The organism is Desulfopila aestuarii DSM 18488, assembly GCF_900143695.1.
Taxonomy (GTDB): Bacteria; Desulfobacterota; Desulfobulbia; order Desulfobulbales; family Desulfocapsaceae; genus Desulfopila; species Desulfopila aestuarii.
Window position 1 is genome coordinate 43,036 of record NZ_FRFE01000014.1, and the last position, 19,690, is coordinate 62,725.

Consider the following 19,690-nt stretch of genomic DNA (forward strand, 5'->3'; position numbering starts at 1 on the left):
AACTTTTGTTGCGAGGCGGCTTTTTTCTTTCATAAATCTCAGGAATGGTTATATCTATCAAATGTCGTTTGAACCATCTCACAAACTTTTTACCCACATAACGAATGGAGTACACATGGGCAAGGTAATAGCATTTGCAGGCAAAGGCGGCGTTGGCAAAACCACTGTGGCGACACTTGTTATCCGGCATCTCTCCGTCAATGGTGAGACACCGATTCTCGCGGTTGACGCAGATCCCAACAGCAATCTCGGCGAAACCATGGGGGTAGACGTACACACCACCATCGGCGATATCCGTGAAAATTATATGCGCGATCCGCAGGGCATCCCCTCTGGTATGGATAAGATCAATTACCTGGAGACTCTGGTAGAGCAGGCACTCATTGAAAAACCGACCTTCGACCTGCTGGTCATGGGCCGTCAGGAAGGCCAGGGTTGCTACTGCATGGTCAACAATATCCTTAACAACTTCACTGATCGGTTAGAAGCAAGCTATAAATATCTTGTAGTAGATAATGAGGCGGGTATGGAACACCTAAGCCGCCGTACATCCGGCAAAGTGGACATGCTCTACCTCGTGACCGATTACTCGCTTCGCGGTCTACGCGCCGTACGCAGGATTCATGACATGCTGGCCAGCCTCAAACTGAACGTCAAGAATATCGGTATAGTGGTAACACGTGCTCCAGAAGAACTGAGTGATGCCTTTTTAAAAGAGGTGGATGAAATTGGAGTTCCAATAATCGGCACCATCCCCTATGACCCGGCACTGCTTGAGTTTGATATGGAGAAACGCTCACTGATGGAACTTCCCGATGACTCTCTCGCAGTCCAGGCTGTCGGACGGATCATGTCCACACCGGTCACTGCCTGATTTTTTACAAACCGTTTCGTAATCACCAGAGGCAAAACACCCTTTCATGGGTGTTTTGCCTTTTTTTTTTGAAAAACAGCCACAATTCCCTGCCGCTTTTGACCCAGGTCAATTCACCTTTACGGCCAACCCAGTACACTATGCTTATACTGTGAGAACGACTGTGCACGACAGCCACAACCAAGTCATACAAACCGAGACGAGGTGAGAAAATGAAATGTCCGGGTCAGGATATGCAATACTGGAACGAGGACTCTATCTATGAGGTCGACTGCCCTAAATGTCATAAACCCGTAGAGTTCTATAAGGATGACACCAACCGCCGCTGTCACCACTGCAATCACCGATTCGTTAATCCCAAAATGGATTTCGGCTGCGCCGCCTATTGCCAATATGCCGAACAATGTCTCGGAACCCTACCCGAAGAGTTTGCCGGTGCCCAGGATGCGTTATTGAAAGACAAGGTCGCCGTAGAGGTAAAGCGGTATTTCAAAACCGACTTTCACCGCATCGGCCATGCCGCACGAGTTGCCCGCTATGCCGAAACCCTCGGGAAAAGTGAAGGAGCAAATGTAGCTGTACTACTTTGCGCGGCCTATCTTCACAATATCGGCAATACAAGCTCTGGGGAAGAACCCGAAAATTCAACATCGGCGATCGCCACCGACATTCTCACCCGATTAAAAACCAAAACTGCTATGCTGGAAGCGGTTTGTGCACTATTGGAAAAAAACAACACTGCAGAAACAGATCTTGCACTGGAAATACAGCTTCTAGATGATGCTGCCAGACTTGCCGTTCTTGAGGAGAGATGCAAACAGGATGACCCTGTTTCTTCTGAAGAAATTGAAAAAATCGTGGCAGAACTGCACTCGAATGAAGCTCGCCGTCTGGCGGAGACACTTCTTGCCAGCGCCTCTGCTTGAAACAACGCTGTCTCCTACCTGAGTGTATCAGAAGCTATCTGCTCAGACATAATGGTCTTTTAGAATGAACTATTTGCGCCAGCCCATTCGCAGAATAAACATCACCCTGAAAATGGATTGGCGCGAGATACCGAAAACCAAACAGGAAGGATCAGTCTGAGAGTCTTTGCAACATTTCAGCAGAAAAGGATTTCGCCTGCCCTTCTTCTGGAATTTCCGCAGCCAAACGCTCAATAGCTGATACTACGTCACCTGCTTTCTCCAAATGATCTTCGCAGATAAACGAAGCCATCGGCCCGATATAAATTGCCAGTCCTTCCTCGAGTATCCTTTTCTGCTCGTCGGAAAGGCTCACCATTACGGTTGATTGCTGCTCGGTTCTATTGGGAACTTCTACTGAGCTGTTGCTTGCTTCCTCCAGCTCTCCTGACGCGGCAGAGAGATAGCGGAGGACATCGTCGGTGACTAACGACGGAGTTCGCATCGACGGTATCGAACCCTCCTGAAACCTATACCGTCCCGACTGAATCTCCGGCAAGAGCATAAGCGCATCATGGCCCCGCTTATTGAAATAGTAGAGGTAAACAATGCTACCATTTTCAACCATGATCTGCGCTGAACGGTTCAACTGGGAGGTGATAAACATTGTCCCGGTCTTCTTCCCATTACAGATCGACTTCAATTGAGAGACTATCTCCGCAAACGTTACAGTTTCCTGGGTCATTTTGTCTTCCGCAGTCTGTCAATTGCCATTTGCAAACTTACCCCCATACGCTCGATAGCCCGCGCCAGGGCACCTATTTCATCACTTCTACTGCATTCATCAATCTTGGCCCCAAGCTTACCTTTACTAATTTAATCAGCTATAAGGGTTAGATTCCTGATTGGTTGAGAAAGCCTTCGGGCCAGCAGAGTTGCTACCACCAGAACTATCGCCAGGGTCGCGCCTAGAAGAATGAATGCATTCGTCCGGGCCTTTTGAGCGGCACTGTACGCCTCGTTGGCATCCTGCTGGACAATAAGTTTCCAGCCGAGTTTGGTAGCAGCAGTATAGGCAACGATTTTTTCCCTTCATAGTCGAAAGTAAAATTATCTGGATCAGGTTTTACACCAGCAGCAACCAGAGGGTGGCCCCCCATATCCTGAAGCTTATTTTCAATCTCGCCTTTGCCGTGGGCTATCAACCGGTTCTGTTCATCCACCAGAATTGCAAAACCGGTTTTCCCTATCCGCGTTCTGGTGATAGTTGCCGAAAGCTCCTCAAGGGTCATGGCAATGGCAATGACACCAGCAGGCTTATCCCCGTTTTTCCCGATCGGTTTTGATAAAATAAAGGCAGGCTTGCCGGAGGTCTTGCCCATCAATACCTGCTGGCCCATCTCACCACCGGCCATCACGTCTTTGAAATAATCGCGATCTCCATAAAACTTTGGTGCCTCACCGTCACTTCTGCCAATATTTTCGCCATCAGGACCAATGGTAAATGCGAGGTAAATCCATTTGTAGGTATCGGTTATCGTTTTCAACACCATGCTTTGGCGTGAACCTTCCATGGATTGCATGTCTGAAACAAGACTGTTCTGATCAAGAACTCGAAGATTCATGGTCGCCCATTCATCCACTCGTTGGCTCAAGTTCTCTGTATTAGCAACCAGGGCCTGGTAAATGTTCGCGGTCCAATCTTCCCTGGCCTTGTAAATGCTGATATACCACAAACCGCCAATGGGGATCAGGGCTGTAATCAGCATTGTGATGAGAATTTGATAGACGATAGTCAACCCACCTGAACCTGTTTTCACATTTTGCCCTTTTTCCATTTTTCCCCTTTCAATCCGCGTAGTTTCTTTTCAATTAAGCTTTTGCAATTCCTTAAAAAATAATCATGAAACCATGTTTCCATTTCATCGTGGCATGAAATTTCCTTCCCTGGTTGTATCGTGTTTTGGTCGGCCCTCATCGGACAATCCAACAACAGATACATATTCACACCAGCATCATGCGACAATTATCAAAACACCTACCTTAATTACACCGACCAGACAAGATAATTTTGGACATAACCAGTATTTAGACAATATATAGAGTTTTCATGTTATAGTAACTGGAAGCTGTCTGTACAGAATTATGAAGTTCACACATCTGGCTCTATTGCCTATAGGGGGAGAGGTGGTGATTGCTGAAGATCAATAGCCCCAGAAGCCGGTGATACCCTTCACCGGTCAACATTCCCTTACATTTCTACACGGCTACTGGCCTTATGAAGTGATATGATATTGGCTTGCCATTAAAAGCAATTTTAAGGTAGCTTTTAATAGAGATAAAAAAAAAACCAGACGACGACCGCGAAGCGGTCAGACTGCAGGATGAACCATGTTGCGGAAAATACAAAACTTGTTTTTTCACTTAATAAGCCAAAGAAAGCACGTCTTTGCCGACAGCGACGAAGAGAGTCGGTTTCGTAGCTATGCCATTTTCTGCCTCACCGGTCTCCCGGTCATGCTGGCCTTTGGCCTGTACAACATCGCTACCGCCAACTACACTTTATCACTTGTCATTTTTACCAGCTACGCAGGTCTTCTAGCCGGACTATACCTTCTCTATCGAAGAATAGCCCCAAGAGCTGTCTATCGTGTCAACAGCTTGCTCTTTTTGCTTTTGCTCCTCTACATGGTGGCCATTGGCGGTAACGATGGTTCCAAATCTCTTTGGTGCTTTGTCTTTCCATTGGTGGCATTTTTTCTTCTCGGCACTCGGGAAGGAACACTGTGGAACAGCCTGCTCTTTCTCATATACCAACTCATTAGCTGGAACCCCTATAAGGTTGGCTGGTTTCATAAATATCATGGTGAATATTCCATTCGATTCAGTCTCGCCTTTCTCTGTGTAGCCACTATCACCTATTTCTACGAGCATTACCGGTTCACCTACCGCACCCGGATCGAGGAGCAGAACAGGCAACTCAATAACGAGATAAAGGATCGCACCCGAGCAGAAACAGCATTACGCATAAGTGAGGAAAAATATAAGGCCATCTACCTGCAGGCTGCGGAAGGCATCATCGTCATGAATCCACAGGGCAATGTACTCGAATCTAATCCACAAATGCTTAACATGCTTGGCTATTCAGATGAAGACCTGATTGGCACCAACATCCACAATCTCATTCACCCAGAAGACCTTGCTCAAACCCCCTCACAGGTATCTCGCATATTGAAAGGGGAAACCGTGATGCTTGAACGGCGTTTGCGGACAGCGGTAGGTAGTTACAGACTTTTTGAGCAGAGTGGAAGACTCGTTGACGAAAACAGGATAATGCTGCTCTATCGTGATATCACCGAGCGGAAAGCGGCTGAAATAGCCCTGGAACGGGCGAATCTCGAACTCGACAAACTTGCCAATCTCGATGGTCTGACCCAAATTGCCAACCGCAGAAAATTTGAGGCAGTTCTTCGTAAGGAATGGCAACGGTTGAGCAGAGAGCAGTTACCGCTCTCCATGATTATCGGTGATATAGACTACTTCAAACAATACAACGACCTTTATGGTCATCAAGAGGGTGACAACTGCCTGATAACCATTGCCCAGACAATGGAACATGCCTTACATCGAGCTTCAGATATGGTTGCACGTTTGGGAGGAGAGGAATTCATCATCCTTTTGCCCAACACCAACGAGGACGGCGGGCAGCATATTGCCGAGGATATTCGCCAACGCATAGCCCTTTTGAGAATTCCCCATAAAGGTTCCCAATGCAGTCCCTATGTGAGCATGAGCTTTGGTGTGAGTTCAGATGTTCCAAACCCTAAAAGGTTACCGGAAGATCTGATCGCCATCGCCGACAAGGCGCTTTACCTGGCCAAACAGAATGGCAGAAATAGAGTGGAAAGAGCCGATATGGACATACTTTCCTAAATTGGCTGCGCAAAGAAAAGGCCTGTAACGAATTTTTCCGTTACAGGCCTTACGGTAATAACAGCTGTCGATCAGCCGGCAGTGCAGGTTTTTGGATCGACCTTGGAGCTGCAGGCCGGGCATTTGATCGTTTTATCCAGCTCGTCAGAAAAGACATCAAACTCTTTTCCGCAGTCAGGGCACTTCAATTTCACCTCATTTAAACTCTTGTTGGCCTCAAATCCTGGACAATGCTGATCGGTCATATTGACTTCTCCTTTTCACGTAAAGTTGCTTTCATCCCGGTTGCTGACTGAACTCCTGCAGACAGCAACTCCTCAGCCACGTACCACAATATAAATATACAACAAACATTTCGCCGCAGATTACGACGAAGGGCAAAAACTTCAAGCACGTATCAATCGGCCGGAAAGTAATGTTCCCGTCATGGCGAGACACTCCATATCCAGAAAATCCTCAGCGGATGCCCGGTAGAGAATGGAACAGGAAGCGGGAAACATGTCATCCTTGTCATTAAAATTGAGCACGACTGGTATTCTTGGCAAGGCATGGAATAGCATTGAACAGTCATATGATGTATTTTCCTGCTCCAGCCCCCCTAATTCACGGCAGGCTTTTACCAATAATGCCAGTTTACCGGCAAAGGTCTGTTCAAGAGTCTTGTTCGTGTTAGTGGTGAAATAGGAAATCAGCGGCGATGAATTACTAAAGTCTCGAAACGTCTTGTACGGGTCTTCATGCATTTCCACAACATTTTGACAATGCAGCACATATCTGCTGAGAATAACCCTGATCGCCGTGGTGGTCTCCCCGCCATCCACTGGAAAGATACCAGCAGCCGAAACCAGATAGCGACGATCATAAAATGGGACAATCAGCCTGTCACCATCTCTCTCCACACCTAGGAGGTCAGCCTTAGCCAGGTAGTCGATATTGCCAATTTCAGTAAGATAATTCCGATAGGTATCTTCAAACACCCGGTTTTTTTCCATGCCTGATCAACATGCCATTTTTTCGAGTTGCGCTTTTAATATGTCCCGTTCGTCTTCCAGCACCAGTAACTCCGTCATGATCGGAGGCTTGACAGAGTGGGCAGGAAGCCTTTTCAACACTTCTCCTATCTCTTCTTCAAGCTCTTTCAACCGTTTCTCTATTGCCACTTTGTCCATGGACATATCACTCATTTCCAAGTTCGCTCTTTCATAGTAGGTGATGCCCATCGTTACTGCAAGGCGGCAAGCTCTTTTTTGATAACTCTTTTTTCCCCGGCAAGCGGTTGACGCTTATCAATAGAATAAAAACAGATATCCCCCATCCTCCCCTTTTCGGTGAAAACCACAACCTCAAACTCACCAGAGTTATCCTTTCGCTCCTCCGCCCAGAGTACCTTATCCATCTCAAGAGAAAAATCATGACAGATATGTTTGGCAAACTTCTCAGGATTTTCAGAAATTGATACGCCTTCACCCGTGGCTGAGTAGATGCAGATAAAGGGCTTTAAATGGGTTACTCCACTCTGTTTCTCAGAGAGATTGAAGATTTTCAGATTGTACGTTCCGGGAAACCAGGCAATAGGTTCCTCACTGCTGTGTTTCTTGCCATCCCAACTGTATCTTCCGGCAAATACCTTCATCCTCACCTCCATCGCCCTTCTCGTTACCCGGCAACCATAGTACGGCTCGGGCCAAGGTGATACCCTTGGCCCGAGCCTTCTTGCATTATACCTCAAGAGCCCGACGATCGGCCATATCAACCAGCACTCTCTCCCGGCCTTTATCAATACCGAGATCTTTGCGTTTCCTGTCGATATGGGCAATCATCAATCGGGCCATCTCAATCGGATCTGACGCGAATCCCCACTTACCGAATCCTTTACCGGCAAGTTCCTCAAAGAGATGTTTCTCGAACTTTGTGCCTTTGGTGATTGGGAACGTGTGGCCAAAGACCGTGAAGACACCAGAAGCCACAAAATACTGGCCGATAGCAATAGCCTTCTCGCTCATCCACTCCGGGGCACAACCGGCAACCGGTAAATCAGCGATCGCCTCACCCAGGCCACCCGTTTTGACCATCTCCGCCAGGATCATGAGGATTCTCGAATTGTCTACACAGGCACCAAGCCCCAATACCGGTGGAATACCTACAGTCTCGCACACTTCAGCGAGACCCGGTCCAGCAAGAGCCGCGGCTCCCGGGGTAGTCAGTCCGGCCTTGGCCAGAGCCATTTGTGAACAGCCGGTCTGGACGACGAGGATATCGTTCTTAATCAGCTCTTTTACCAGTTCAACATGGGAGAAGTCCTGTTTTGATCTTGGGTTAGTACAACCAACGACACCGGCGGCACCGCGAATACGTCCATTGATGATATTTTCGTTCAGTGGCTCATAGCCGCTTCGGAATGAACCACCCAGCATATACTTGATATACTCATGCGAGAAGCCATGAATACCCTTTGCCTTTCGCCTTGGGATTTGGATAGCTTTATTGCGGTGTTTGTAACGGCTGATGGCCTTGATGATAATCTCATCGGTGCACTCAAGAGGATTATGCTCGTCCATTTCCACATGCATTGCACCTTCAATCTTGGCACGATAGTTCGTGGTAATAAACACCGTCTCATAACACTCGCAGACTTTTGCAAGATCCTGTTTAATGCACTGAATATCAACAGTCATCGCATCAACTGCTCCTGAAACGAGGACGGCTTCGGTGGATGAAAAGTTGCCTGCGTGAGGAATGCCATGCCGCGATAGCACATCAAGCCCGGAACAGCACATACCGACAAGGTTGATACCTTTCGCGCCTGCATCTACCGCCATTTGTTTTAAAGAAGGCGAACCAGCCGAGACGATCATCGCTTCAAGCAGGATCGGTTCATGACCGTGGACAATGATGTTGACATGATCTTCTTTCAATACACCCATATCAACTTCGACCTCTACAGGTGAAGGCGTGCCGAACAGGATATCGGAAATATCGGTTGAAACCATTGAGCCACCCCAGCCGTCAGCCAAGGCGGTTCGAGAGATCTGCTTGGTGATATTTTCATAATCCTGGTCCACACCCATGGCGGTACGGTGCATCATCTCCATGATCTCCCTCATGGCACCTCGAGGCACAATACCCTCCTGACGCCAGGTTTCGAGAGTTTTAGCTGGAACACGTTTTACCAACGGGATTTCACCATCTACCTGGGTATAGGTCAACTCAAGCGCCTTATAAAGATCCTTTGCGATCTCCAGGGTAGTTCGGTCTTCAGTTGGAATATCCAGTGACTCGGCAACTTCCCGTAATTTGATAGGGTCTTTGATCTCAAAATCCTTCACCGTTCCTTCAACAACACCGCGAAAGAGATCGAGCATGGCCATACCGTGATCTGTATGGGCAGCGGTTCCGGCAGCGACCATTCGCCCAAAGTTTCTTGCAACTATGGTGTCAATGGTGGCGCCGCAGATTCCTACCCGCGAATAGGGATCTTTCGTATTCAATCGGCACGGTCCCATTGAACAGTGCTTACAACAAGCCGACTCGTTACCGATTGGACAAGGACGCATGCTTTCCGCCCGATCGAAAAATAACTCAACCCCGTCCTTACGGGCCTTGTGAATCATCTGCTGCGTTGAATCGCAGGTGGTAATATCCTCGGGTCGAATCAAATCACTAAGCTTAGCCATGACTCCTCCAAACGACTGATGTTTTGACGTACGCTGATGAAATCTGCAAACAGGACGTTTGATGGTAATTGCGTGCCGGTGTGAAGGGAAAATGTATACGCTTCTTCCTGAGCTTTTAAAAGCAAACTGCCTGTCGCAGGACGACACTCACTCCTACATGTGATAATTTCTCATTATCAAGTAAAAGTATCGCTACATTGTGGCATTGTCAATGGCAAGATCTCATTTGACGGATGAGATAATACTAAAAACCTGAGGAGCAATTTCCTGAAATTGCCAGCCGATTTGTATGAGAAAAAAGAGATTCTGTGAAGCAGAGGGGAAATCATTGGTTACTTTCGGTATCAGGATTCTGAAGAGTACTCCTGATACCGAAAGTTCGTAATGAGATAAGGAAAGATCTAAACGCTACTGTTTGCCATACGACTTCAACTTTTCTGCGATAGCAAATAATTCCTTCGGGGCCTGCTCAATCGAATCAAACGGCCTGTGGCCAGCCCGATCCCCATCGACAATTTCGGGATCTTCTGGAATGTAACCAAGGATATCGAAACCAGGCAAGGAAGAGCGGATGAGCTCCTCATCTTCTGGCCCACGCACCCTATTACCCAGAATCACAATATTTTTAATGCCAATATCCTGGCCAAGTTTTTTAATTTTATGGGCGGCATTACGGCTGCGTGCCCCAGGGTTCACCACGACAACAAGGGCATCGACAGAACCGGAAGTTGCCCGGCCAAGATGCTCAACCCCAGCCTCCATGTCCATCAAGACCACCTCATCCCGATACAGCACGAGATGGGTCATAAGAGCTTTAAGAATTGTACTCTCCGGGCAGATACAGCCAGAACCACCACTCTGAACCGTCCCCATAACCAACAGCTTTACGCCGTCACGCTCTTTTGAGAAACGTTCAGGAATGTCGTCAACTTTAGGGTTTAAGGTGAAAAAACCGCCCATGGTACCAGGTTTTGCCCCGGTACGTTCAGCAATTAACTCAGAAAGCTCAGCAATAGGGGTTATTGGCTCGTCCTCGGGGATACCGAGTCCGGCAGCCAGGTTGGCCACGGGATCTGCATCGATGGCAATCACTTTATTGGATTTATCCGCAGCAAGACAACGGGCCAACAGCGCCGTTACCGTTGTTTTTCCGACTCCGCCTTTGCCACCAACAGCTATTTTCAGGCTCACAGTCTGTACTCCTGTCGTGAAATCATTCTTCATAATCGGTGATGCTACAGCTCGTCTCACCGACGGTTTTGCTTTACACTTATTTACATCAGCGTCAACATCTGGGAATCTGATCAAGACACCCAACAGTTGCTTTAGCGAATAATTTTGCCGTCTTTATCCACCATAGCCACCAGAAAATTATTCTTTTCTGCCTGTTCATTCAGCTCTTCAATGTGCACCGCCTGTACTTCATATTTTTTCCCTTTCTCTCTGGGAAGAGAGAGAAAGCACTCTTGGGCATCATCTTTATTGGCAAAGGTCGGAATAAAATTTGCTTTGGTCGTTTCATCATAAAGTCCAAGCAAATTTTCGCCGTCTCCTTCTTTACCTACAAACACATAGACCCAGTCTTTATTATTTTGTTCTACAGTCATAGTTATTCTGCTTTAGGGTTAAGTTATGGTGATACAGTGGCATTCCCTATTCGGTTATCGCCTCCAATGCGGCACCTCACACTGCGGGTATACCCTAATACATATATGCAAAAGAGCAACATATCCTATCATGTATTTCCAGAGGTTTCAGCATCATGGGATCACACAACGCAAAAAGCTCCATCCTTCTACAGGATGGAGCTTTTATTTTCTTCATATGTCAGAAGTCAGACTTAGATCTCGAGATAGGAATCTGAGAACAGCTGCTCACCGGTGATGACACGTACGGTCTTCACGTAGTCAGCAAGTTCCTTGCTCAAGGTGGACAGATCAGGAGCGGTGCCGTCCATAGCCTGATAAACCACATCAACTATATCCTGACGCTTACCTTTGGCAACAGCTGTCAAACCCTCATCCAAAGGATCAGAGATAACAGACTTCATGCCATAACGGCCAAGCATGATCATGTAGGTGGTGTTCAGGATCGGGCGCAGGTGTACTGGCGGGCCGTTAGAGATGTTAGAGAGACCACAGGTCGACATGGCGCCGGGAGCAATATCTTCAAGCATCATCTGGAAATTGAGGAGGCTCATACACTGCTGCTGCTGAATGTTTACCGGGGTAACGATACCATCTACCCAGATCTTCTCGTTGGGAATACCTGCCTCGTTGGCGGCATAAAGCAGCTCAACGGCCAGGGCGGCGCGCTCGTTCTCATCGCGGGGCAGTCCATCCGGACCCCACATCAAGGCAACGATGTCGGCCTCATATTTGGCAGCCATCGGCAGCATTACGGTGTAACGCTCAGGACGGGCCATGATGGAGTTAACTATATGCGGTTTTGCACAGGGCTTGATTACCTTGAGGCCCTCTTCAATTGCCTGAATGTTGGAGGTATCGAGCAACAGAGGAATCTCAGGTACAACTTCCTGTACGACCTGGACAACCCATGGCATCAACTCATGTCCATCCTTTTTGGCCGGACCAAGGTTGATGTCGATATAATCCATGCCTTTTTCTTTCTGCTCAAGGGCTTCTTCCTGGATTGGTTTAGGGTCACGTTCCCTGAATGCTTTTCCTATTTTTTTGGAAATGACATTCAAGCTTTCACCAAAAAGAATCATTGTACTCCTCCGTAACTGAGTTCGTTGTCAGCATCCCTTTAACAGGACATTTACTCTTAGGGGGGACAAACCACGCTGCCAATCCCCGATATCGTCAACGCTACCGGGCTTGTACCCGGTAGCGTTATACCACAGTTTACTGTGTTTTCGCCTTCAGGAAACCTGCCAAGTGGGCAGATTCACGCGGACCGACGGTGATGGTCCAGCCCGGAAGCTCTTCCTCGACATCGCCGGCAATCGCTGCTGCATAACCGGGGATAACCAGTTCAGTGTGTTTGACCTTGTCCATGATGCCACATTTTTTAACAAACATGCCAACATCGTCGCCGCCGAACTTGCCGGCTGCCCAAGCGGTAAGAACTGAAAGGCCCTCAGCATCCTTAATAAGCAGCCAGGACGGAACCTTGCTTGCTTCAATCTCACCAGAAACAATAAAGTAGGTAAGTGCAAAGTTGGTGGTGACCAGTACCGGCGAATTCTCGGTCGGATTACCGATCGGGTAGATACCTTCGGTGACGGTCATCGGCCGCTGAGGATCAGTGAAGATATTCAGCCGCTCCAGAAGGAGTGGGAATATGACCTCGGTAGTCAGGTCAGAAAGCACAACGATACCGGCATATTTCGAGACAAACATACCAGCGATAAGTGCTTCCATATCCGTGTTGGAGGCCATCTCCGACGGGAACACGATGGTCGGGAAACCTACAGAGCGGTTGGTATCTTTCAGAGCTGCTCTTCTGATGGCTACCTGATCCTCCAGTGCCTGCTTGAGCTCACGGGTACCGGTGTCGATTACCAGATCCTTAAGTCCCATGCCGGTTAGCTTGGTGGTGAGTGCGATTACACCATCAATATCGCCAGCCTTCACTGCCAGAGGGAGATCATTGTCGAGGGCAATTTTGCCCATGGCATCGACATTGGCCTCTGTTGCAGCATACACCAGCGGACGCTTGAAACCACAACCTGCTACAGCAGCCTCGATTACGGCCGCATCTTCACTCATCAGGATGAGGTTGAACTCGGAGGTTTCGGCAATCTGCTTGGCCAGGGCCGCAAAAGCAGCAGCATCACCATTAACGTCCTTCAATGCTACCAGTTCCGGGCGCAGGTTGAAACCGACACGTTCATATTGCAGCGCATTCCACACCTTCAGCTTAGCCTCAACATCGGCGGCAGCACTATCACTGGCAATGGTGCCGGCAAAGAGCGTCGGGTTAAAGAAAGTCTTCTCATGACGGTACATGACGGTCTCGCCACCAGTGGTAGCCTTGCGAACGCCTTTTCCCAACACGACCGGACGTATCGGCGGAGCTGATGCTTCGGCCAGTTGGGCCCGGGCATCGTCAGATACATACGGGCATGAATCAAGCTCGGCTTTGCCGGAAGCAAGATTCATGGCAAACGCCAGACAGGTGGGCACACCACATTCCTTGCAGTTGGTCTTCGGCAAGAGTTTGAATATTTGAATACCTGTTAACGCCATTTGTTAGTTCTCCTTATCGATATTTCCATGCCGGCTGCCTGTTAGGGCAGACGTATGCTTTCACGAAGCAGCCGGCGTAGTGAGTTATCCAATCAGCGCTTCCATGCTCAATGCTGGATGCCCTTTCTCCTGAAGCCATGGCAAAATTTCTTCTTCCGTGATACCGACGGTCTCATCGGCAATCAGGTCAGCGAAATTCTTGACACCCATCTCTTCGCCACGCTTATTGAGCCGATCGCGAAGTTCTTCCTTCAGCATTTTGGGCATCCATACCATACGAAGCAGACCACCGTCGCCCAGGATGAACTTGCCTTGGGTAATATTGAACTTTGAATGGCCAACAAAACCAGGAGAAGACGCACCACCGCCCATAACACCGGCCAGAGTGGTGAACTTCATTCCTGATGGAGTTTCACCTGCATAATCACGGCCAACGGTCATGATACCGTTACAGCTCGGCAGCATTGCGGCGATACATTCGCAACAACCACAGGTGGTCATCGGAGCCTGAACCATTGAATAGAAGTTATAGGTGTCGATAGCACCCTTGGAGGCACCCTTGATGAATTCATCAACACCTTCAAACCGTCCAAGCTTCGCGTCAAGAACTTTTCCTTTCTTAACCGGCTGGTTCGGGCCTGTAGGATTGATCTCAAACGACGCCTTACAATCCATCCAGTTATACGCGCCACAAAGACCTGTACGCTCAGGGCTGACGGTACATACATGACTCGGAGCGAAAGACTGACAGAGACTGCAGGAGTAGAAGGTCTCTACGTCCTCATCCGTCATTGTATCGACGCGCTCGTCACGTGTTTTATATTCTGCCCTGGCGCGAGCAGTCAACTTGTCGACGTCATCTTGGTTGGTAAAGAGTGTAACCTGAACTTTGTCGACAATCTTCTGGAAGTCCTGATGGAATTTCGCATGCAGAACAACGCCGATATCTTTCAGGGTGAAGCCCTTTTCGACAGCAGCCTTGCTGATACGTACCCAGGAAATATCACGCTGACCGATATGCATGATGCCCTGGATGTAGTTGATCAGATGATGAATCTGACGTTCCATAATCGGCTCGAAATCCGGCTGGAACTCACGACCGGCGATCTGTACGTAGATACCGAGCGGAAGGGTTTCGCCTTCTTTCATGTCACCGATGTCTTTACCGACAACATTGACCTTGCCATCCTCGATCTCACTCATCTCAGCCATTTTGACCAACTCGGTACACTGGGTCTTGCCGCCACCCATCTGACCGAAGAGGTCACCACCACGTACACGCTCACCTTCGAATGCCGGGCCAAATGCACAAGGAATGTCGATCTCAGTTACATTGATCTTCAGACCGCGAACTTCGACAGACTTCTGGCAGATCTCGTTGTGCGGTACATTTGCGACAACGTGCTCGTAGGTACAGATACCGGTCGGCAGAATCTCCGGGATATCCGTATCGGCAAGTGTCGGGAAGCCCCAGTTGACTGCGCCAGCAGCTGCAACAGCCCACTCGGTACCGACATCGCCCAGAGCGTTGACGAAAGCGAAGATACGGTTTTTGTTGTACATCAACATCTTGCGATAATCGCCTGGCTGTACACCACCGAAGGCCATTGCGGCCCTGTTAGCGAAACCAAGTGCAAATACTGCCGCAGAGATGTCCGGACCAAACGGTACGATACGGGTATTCCAGCCAATCTGCATTCCAGCCTCGAGACACTGCTCGATAGCGGTTTTGCCATTATGGTTGGCCGCGCAGAAGATATAGAGTGACTTCTTCTGGTAGTCCTCGATGATCATCTTGGCGGTCTCGGCATCAGGTGCAGCGCCGACGATGGCAGCAAAACCCGGAGCAGAACCGTCAACAAACTCAACACCACGCTTTCTGAGGATGGTGTCATCAGCAGGACCAACCCAGATCTTTCCAGCGTCTACGTCAGGATCTTCCGTAAAGGTATAGTAATCAGGTTGATTCAGGATGCGAATCGCCTCTTTGATCTCATAAGCAAAGATACCGGCCATGCCAGCATCAAGCAGAGGTCCGAGATAAGGAAGGTGATTGGCGCCTTTCAGGTGCGGCGGCAGCAGACCACGTGCAAACTCCAGAGGCTTCTTCAGATCCTCGAGAGTCTCACACTTCATACCGGTCAGAGAATAGATAACCGGCAGATAATATGCGGTATTGCCAAAGCCGATCTTGGTGGATGCATCATAGCTTTTGAGGGCTCTTTCCAGCTCTCCCTCAACCTGGGATACGACCTTATAGCCGCCCTGTATCGCTGCAAATGCTACTAATCTAGACATGCGTTCCTCCTTCTTTTGAGGATAAATTTATCACGTATTCTTCGATCGAATGTTAGTCCATTCCAAGGGCCTGTCTGTCGGCCATATCCATCAACACCCTCTCACGGGCCTTATCGATACCAAGCTCTTTCCGCTTTTTGTCGATATGGGCGATCATCTTGTGAGCATGCTTGATCGGATCGGGCTCGCAATCCCATTTGCCGCCATAAATTTTTTCCATGTCTTTATAGAGGTGGTCCCTGAATACCGGAGCGCCATCAACAGGCATGTGATAACCGAAAACGGTGTAGACACCGGAGGCAACAAAATATTGCCCGATGGCGATCGCTTTCTCACTCATCCACTCGGGTGCACTACCGGCAGCCGGAAGATCACAGATGTCGTTGCCGAGACCACCAGCTTTCACGACCTCGGTTGCAGCCAACAGAATACGGCTGTTGTCAACACAGGAACCAAGATGCAGAACCGGAGGAATACCAACGGTCTCACAGACCTCGGCAAGGCCTGGTCCACAATGAACTGCTGCAGACTCAGGAGTCAGCAGACCATGAATACCGGCGGTAATAGCAGAACAGCCGGTGGTCAGAACGATAACGTCGTTCTTGATCAGCTCCTTGATGATGGTGATATGCTCTTCGTTGTGCTTGGTTCGGGCATTGTTACAACCAACAACACCGGCGATACCGCGAATACGACCATTGATGATGTTGTCATTTAAGGTGTAGTAGTCGCCACGGAAGGAGCCGCCAAGATGATAACGGATGGACTCGACGCCAAATCCGGCGATCTGCTTCATCTTATGACGTGGAATCATGATATCTGCACCACGATTCTCGAAATTGTCGATAGCAAGTTTCACGATGCGCTTGGCATCCTGCATGGCGTAGTGCTCGTCAAACTCGATATGAACCACGTTCTCCTGCTCCATCTTGGCCATCGGATGGGTGGTGATCAGTTTGGTGTGGAAGCACTTGGCAACGTTGGCAAGATTCTGGAAAACACACTGGACGTCAACAACCATTGCCTCGCAAGCACCAGTGATAATTGCCAGTTCCTGCTGCAGGTAGTTACCTGCGGGCGGTACACCGTGGCGCTGAAGGATCTCGTTGGCGGTACAGCAGATACCACCCAGCTGAATACCTTTGGCTCCTTTCTCTTTGGCGTAATCGATCATTTCCTGAGACTGACAGGCGGCAACGATCATCTCGGAAAGCAGCGGCTCGTGGCCATGGACGATGATGTTGACATGATCTTCCTTCATAATGCCAAGGTTCGCCTCAGACTGCAGAGGAGAAGGTGAACCGAACATAACGTCCTGCAGGTCTGTACCGATCATGGCACCGCCCCAACCATCGGCCAGAGAACAACGGGTTCCCTGCTTCATCAGGTTTTTGAAATCCTGATCAACACCCATATGGGTGCGATGCATAATATCAACGACCTCACGATCGATGTTCCGGGGCAGAACACCCTGCTCTTTCCATTTGTCCTGCAGTGGCTGCGGGGCTCTCTTAAGATAGGCAAGGGTCGAACCGGTTTTACCCCACTCCGCCATTGCTGCTTCAGCAACACCGAGGGCGATCTCATCGAGATCACGATCCATCGTCTTGCCATCTACTTCAACAGTTGTAGCTACACCAAAATAAGGGGCAATCTGGATCAGCTTGGCCGGATCCTTGATCGTGTAATCGTTTGTTTCTTTTCGTGCTACAGCAAGAAATGTCTCGGCAACAGAACGACCATGATCTGAGTGAGCAGCTGCGCCGGCGGCGATCATTCGAGCAAAGTTACGGGCGGCGATGGTGTTGGCGGTTGCGCCGCACAGGCCTTTGCGGGTGTCCTCGCCTTCGATGCCGTCTTTCGGCAACGGCAGACGACAGGGGCCCATTGCGCAGTTCTTACAGCAGATACCCTGCAGGCCAATGGCACAGGGTTTCATGGTAACAGCACGATCAAAAACGGTTTCTATCTGGAGTCTTTGCGCTCGACGAATCATCTCCTGGGTTGAGGCTTCAATTGAAGCTTCCATCGGATCTGCAAGCTTAGGAGCTTTCGCGGGTGCTTGTTTTGCTTCTGCCATTAGAGGTTCCTCCTCAATATTTTCTTAGCGTGAATCGCTTTTCACTGCCACGATGTATCAACCACGAAACGGTCCACCTTACCGTTTGTGGAATCTGTTCAGCATTTCAATAATTTTTTCCTGAACGGTCATCTGTACGGCAGCCGGAGTAGCTTTTGCGTCGCCAGTGGGTGCGCTTGCCCTGCCAGCAGCATGTGCTTCGCGCTCTTTTGCGCGTTGTGCCCGAAGAGCGGCTTCTTCAGCATCACGTTGTGCTTTAGCATCGGCAAGGGCTTTTGCTTCGGCTTCTGCCTTGGCTTTGATATCTGCAGCTGCTTTGGCCTCGGCGTCAGCTTTGGCTTTGGCATCGGCTTGGGCTTTTGCTTCTGCATCAGCTTTTGCTTTGGCTTCGGCATCTGCTTTGGCTTTTGCTTCTGCCTCGGCTTTTGCTTTGGCTTCTACAGCCGGATCTACAGCAGGTGCTGCAGGAGCTTCAGCTTTGGCTTCCGCTTTCGGAGCGGCTGGTGCAGCTGCAGCTGGAGCTGCTGCTGGTTTGGCGGCGGCAGGTGCTGCGGCAGCCTCTTTCTTGGCAGGTGCAGCTTTTTTCTCTTCAGTAATAGTCAGATCAAGTGCCGGGGCCAATGCTGCAAAGTCAACCTTGACATCGGCAAGACGTTTGGTAATGGGAGCGACATCAGCAAGTGAACCACCATCAGCCAGAGCAGTAATGTACGCTTTGGTAAGTCGTATGGCCTCAGGATGACGCATGATCAAGATGTTAGCGCCAGTCATCAGATAGGCAACGGCACCGACAGCTTCCATCAGAATACCGCGACGCTCCGGATCACCGAGAATCGGAGCCTCTTCTACAGTCTGTTTGGCTTCCTTGCACTTCCAGACCTCGTTTCCGAGGTTATTGATCATCGGGTACTGCAGTTTCTCATCACCCTGGGTCATAGCGGCCAGAGTCAGGCGCTCCATAACGGAGTAAGTGTACTCAAGACCATAACCAAGACCACCTGTGGTAGGATCAACAATGACCCTTTCCATCGGCATTCCAAGGTTTTCAAGCAGAATGTTCACCTGCTTTGCCAGGTTTACATCAATAGGAGAAGAAGAGATAATGGCATGACCATATCCCATGGCAGCAGCGCCAATACCTTTATAGTTTTTCTCCTCAACAGGACCAAGTACCAGATTGCTTCCTTCGCAGGCAGCGGCCACAGCCTTCATGACCTCTTCATCCTTCTCAGGATTTGCGCAGCCCCAGACGATCAGCGGCACTTCGATTGTTCCAAGTACGGCTTTTACCGTCGCAGCCGCCGAATCGGCACTGGCATTTTTATCATTGGGGTCTATCGATTTCAGCTGAAGGACGATTGCATCTGCGCCATATTCATCAACACATTTTTTGGCCCAGGCGGCAGGATTATCGAGCACATCAGCAAAAGGAGCAGTAGCCGCTTCCGGCCAATCCTCAGGCTTTATGTCCCAGATTTCCATGGCAATGATAGGCTTGTTCGGCATCGCCCCTTCAAATGTATAGAAAGGAAACGATGTTTCACCGCCAACGGTGATCGCTGCGGCCCCCTTGCCAATGGTTATTTCTCTTATACCACCAGAATAGGATTCCTTCTTGATTTCAAATCCCACTTTTGCCTCCTTAATGGTGAGTTGTTAACTTGAAGGTTGTTGTAACCACCCAACCTCAACCTTCCCTTTTTTCATGACTC

At 49.2% G+C, this 19,690-nt stretch carries 18 protein-coding genes; 3 read left to right on the plus strand and 15 right to left on the minus strand.

From position 1 onward, the window contains the following. Positions 1–115 precede the first annotated feature (115 nt). Together BUF15_RS14240 and BUF15_RS14245 are read left to right on the plus strand one after the other, a co-directional pair. Positions 116–874: an ATP-binding protein gene (locus BUF15_RS14240; protein ID WP_073614234.1), complete on the plus strand. Its 759-nt coding sequence runs from the start codon at positions 116–118 to the stop codon at positions 872–874. 212 nt (positions 875–1,086) lie between these two features. Continuing rightward, positions 1,087–1,800: an HD domain-containing protein gene (locus tag BUF15_RS14245; protein ID WP_073614235.1), complete on the plus strand. Its 714-nt coding sequence runs from the start codon at positions 1,087–1,089 to the stop codon at positions 1,798–1,800. Positions 1,801–1,951: 151 nt separating this feature from the next. Here the strand turns inward: BUF15_RS14245 and BUF15_RS14250 are convergent, their stop codons facing one another. The 3 genes from BUF15_RS14250 to BUF15_RS14255 form a co-directional block, all read right to left on the minus strand. After that, positions 1,952–2,524: a DUF4388 domain-containing protein gene (locus BUF15_RS14250; RefSeq protein WP_073614236.1), complete on the minus strand. Its 573-nt coding sequence runs from the start codon at positions 2,522–2,524 to the stop codon at positions 1,952–1,954. After that, on the minus strand, positions 2,521–2,655 hold the full coding sequence (locus tag BUF15_RS28360; RefSeq protein WP_159441306.1) for a HAMP domain-containing protein: 135 nt from the start codon (positions 2,653–2,655) through the stop codon (positions 2,521–2,523). The genes BUF15_RS14250 and BUF15_RS28360 overlap by 4 nt, the downstream gene beginning before the upstream one ends. Before the next feature lie 92 nt (positions 2,656–2,747). After that, positions 2,748–3,617, minus strand: coding sequence for a cache domain-containing protein (locus tag BUF15_RS14255; RefSeq protein WP_073614237.1), 870 nt, complete (start codon positions 3,615–3,617; stop codon positions 2,748–2,750). Positions 3,618–4,170: 553 nt separating this feature from the next. Between BUF15_RS14255 and BUF15_RS14265 the strand changes: the two genes are divergently transcribed. After that, a complete protein-coding gene (locus BUF15_RS14265) occupies positions 4,171–5,712 on the plus strand; it encodes a GGDEF domain-containing protein (protein WP_073614239.1) in 1,542 nt (513 codons plus the stop codon). Positions 5,713–5,783: 71 nt separating this feature from the next. Here BUF15_RS14265 and BUF15_RS27420 read toward each other — a convergent pair whose 3' ends face one another. From BUF15_RS27420 to BUF15_RS14320, 12 genes are all read right to left on the minus strand, one after another. After that, a complete protein-coding gene (locus tag BUF15_RS27420; protein ID WP_143170725.1) occupies positions 5,784–5,957 on the minus strand; it encodes a TFIIB-type zinc ribbon-containing protein in 174 nt (57 codons plus the stop codon). Positions 5,958–6,098: 141 nt separating this feature from the next. Beyond that, complete coding sequence (locus BUF15_RS14270; RefSeq protein ID WP_073614240.1) at positions 6,099–6,704, minus strand: DUF3786 domain-containing protein; 606 nt, start codon at positions 6,702–6,704, stop codon at positions 6,099–6,101. Between the two features lie 6 nt (positions 6,705–6,710). Next, positions 6,711–6,887 carry a histidine kinase gene (locus BUF15_RS14275; protein WP_143170726.1) on the minus strand — a complete coding sequence of 59 codons (177 nt, stop codon included), beginning with the start codon at positions 6,885–6,887 and terminating at the stop codon, positions 6,711–6,713. A gap of 47 nt (positions 6,888–6,934) precedes the next feature. Then, on the minus strand, positions 6,935–7,345 hold the full coding sequence (locus tag BUF15_RS14280; RefSeq protein WP_073614242.1) for a hypothetical protein: 411 nt from the start codon (positions 7,343–7,345) through the stop codon (positions 6,935–6,937). Between the two features lie 85 nt (positions 7,346–7,430). Then, positions 7,431–9,386, minus strand: a complete 1,956-nt coding sequence (gene cooS / locus BUF15_RS14285) for an anaerobic carbon-monoxide dehydrogenase catalytic subunit (protein ID WP_073614243.1) — start codon at positions 9,384–9,386, stop codon at positions 7,431–7,433. A gap of 408 nt (positions 9,387–9,794) precedes the next feature. Next, positions 9,795–10,577 carry an ATP-binding protein gene (locus BUF15_RS14290; RefSeq protein ID WP_084554009.1) on the minus strand — a complete coding sequence of 261 codons (783 nt, stop codon included), beginning with the start codon at positions 10,575–10,577 and terminating at the stop codon, positions 9,795–9,797. Between the two features lie 134 nt (positions 10,578–10,711). Further along, positions 10,712–10,993, minus strand: coding sequence for a DUF3110 domain-containing protein (locus BUF15_RS14295; RefSeq protein ID WP_073614245.1), 282 nt, complete (start codon positions 10,991–10,993; stop codon positions 10,712–10,714). Between the two features lie 233 nt (positions 10,994–11,226). Next, positions 11,227–12,117 carry a dihydropteroate synthase gene (locus BUF15_RS14300; RefSeq protein ID WP_073614246.1) on the minus strand — a complete coding sequence of 297 codons (891 nt, stop codon included), beginning with the start codon at positions 12,115–12,117 and terminating at the stop codon, positions 11,227–11,229. A gap of 136 nt (positions 12,118–12,253) precedes the next feature. Then, entirely contained in the window at positions 12,254–13,600 is a 1,347-nt protein-coding gene (gene acsC, locus BUF15_RS14305) for an acetyl-CoA decarbonylase/synthase complex subunit gamma (protein WP_073614248.1), read from the minus strand. Between the two features lie 84 nt (positions 13,601–13,684). Then, complete coding sequence (acsB, locus tag BUF15_RS14310) at positions 13,685–15,898, minus strand: acetyl-CoA decarbonylase/synthase complex subunit alpha/beta (RefSeq protein WP_073614249.1); 2,214 nt, start codon at positions 15,896–15,898, stop codon at positions 13,685–13,687. A 52-nt stretch (positions 15,899–15,950) separates the two neighbouring features. Then, entirely contained in the window at positions 15,951–17,978 is a 2,028-nt protein-coding gene (gene cooS / locus BUF15_RS14315) for an anaerobic carbon-monoxide dehydrogenase catalytic subunit (protein WP_073614250.1), read from the minus strand. 78 nt (positions 17,979–18,056) lie between these two features. Then, positions 18,057–19,610, minus strand: a complete 1,554-nt coding sequence (locus BUF15_RS14320; RefSeq protein ID WP_073614251.1) for an acetyl-CoA decarbonylase/synthase complex subunit delta — start codon at positions 19,608–19,610, stop codon at positions 18,057–18,059. Positions 19,611–19,690: the final 80 nt, after the last annotated feature.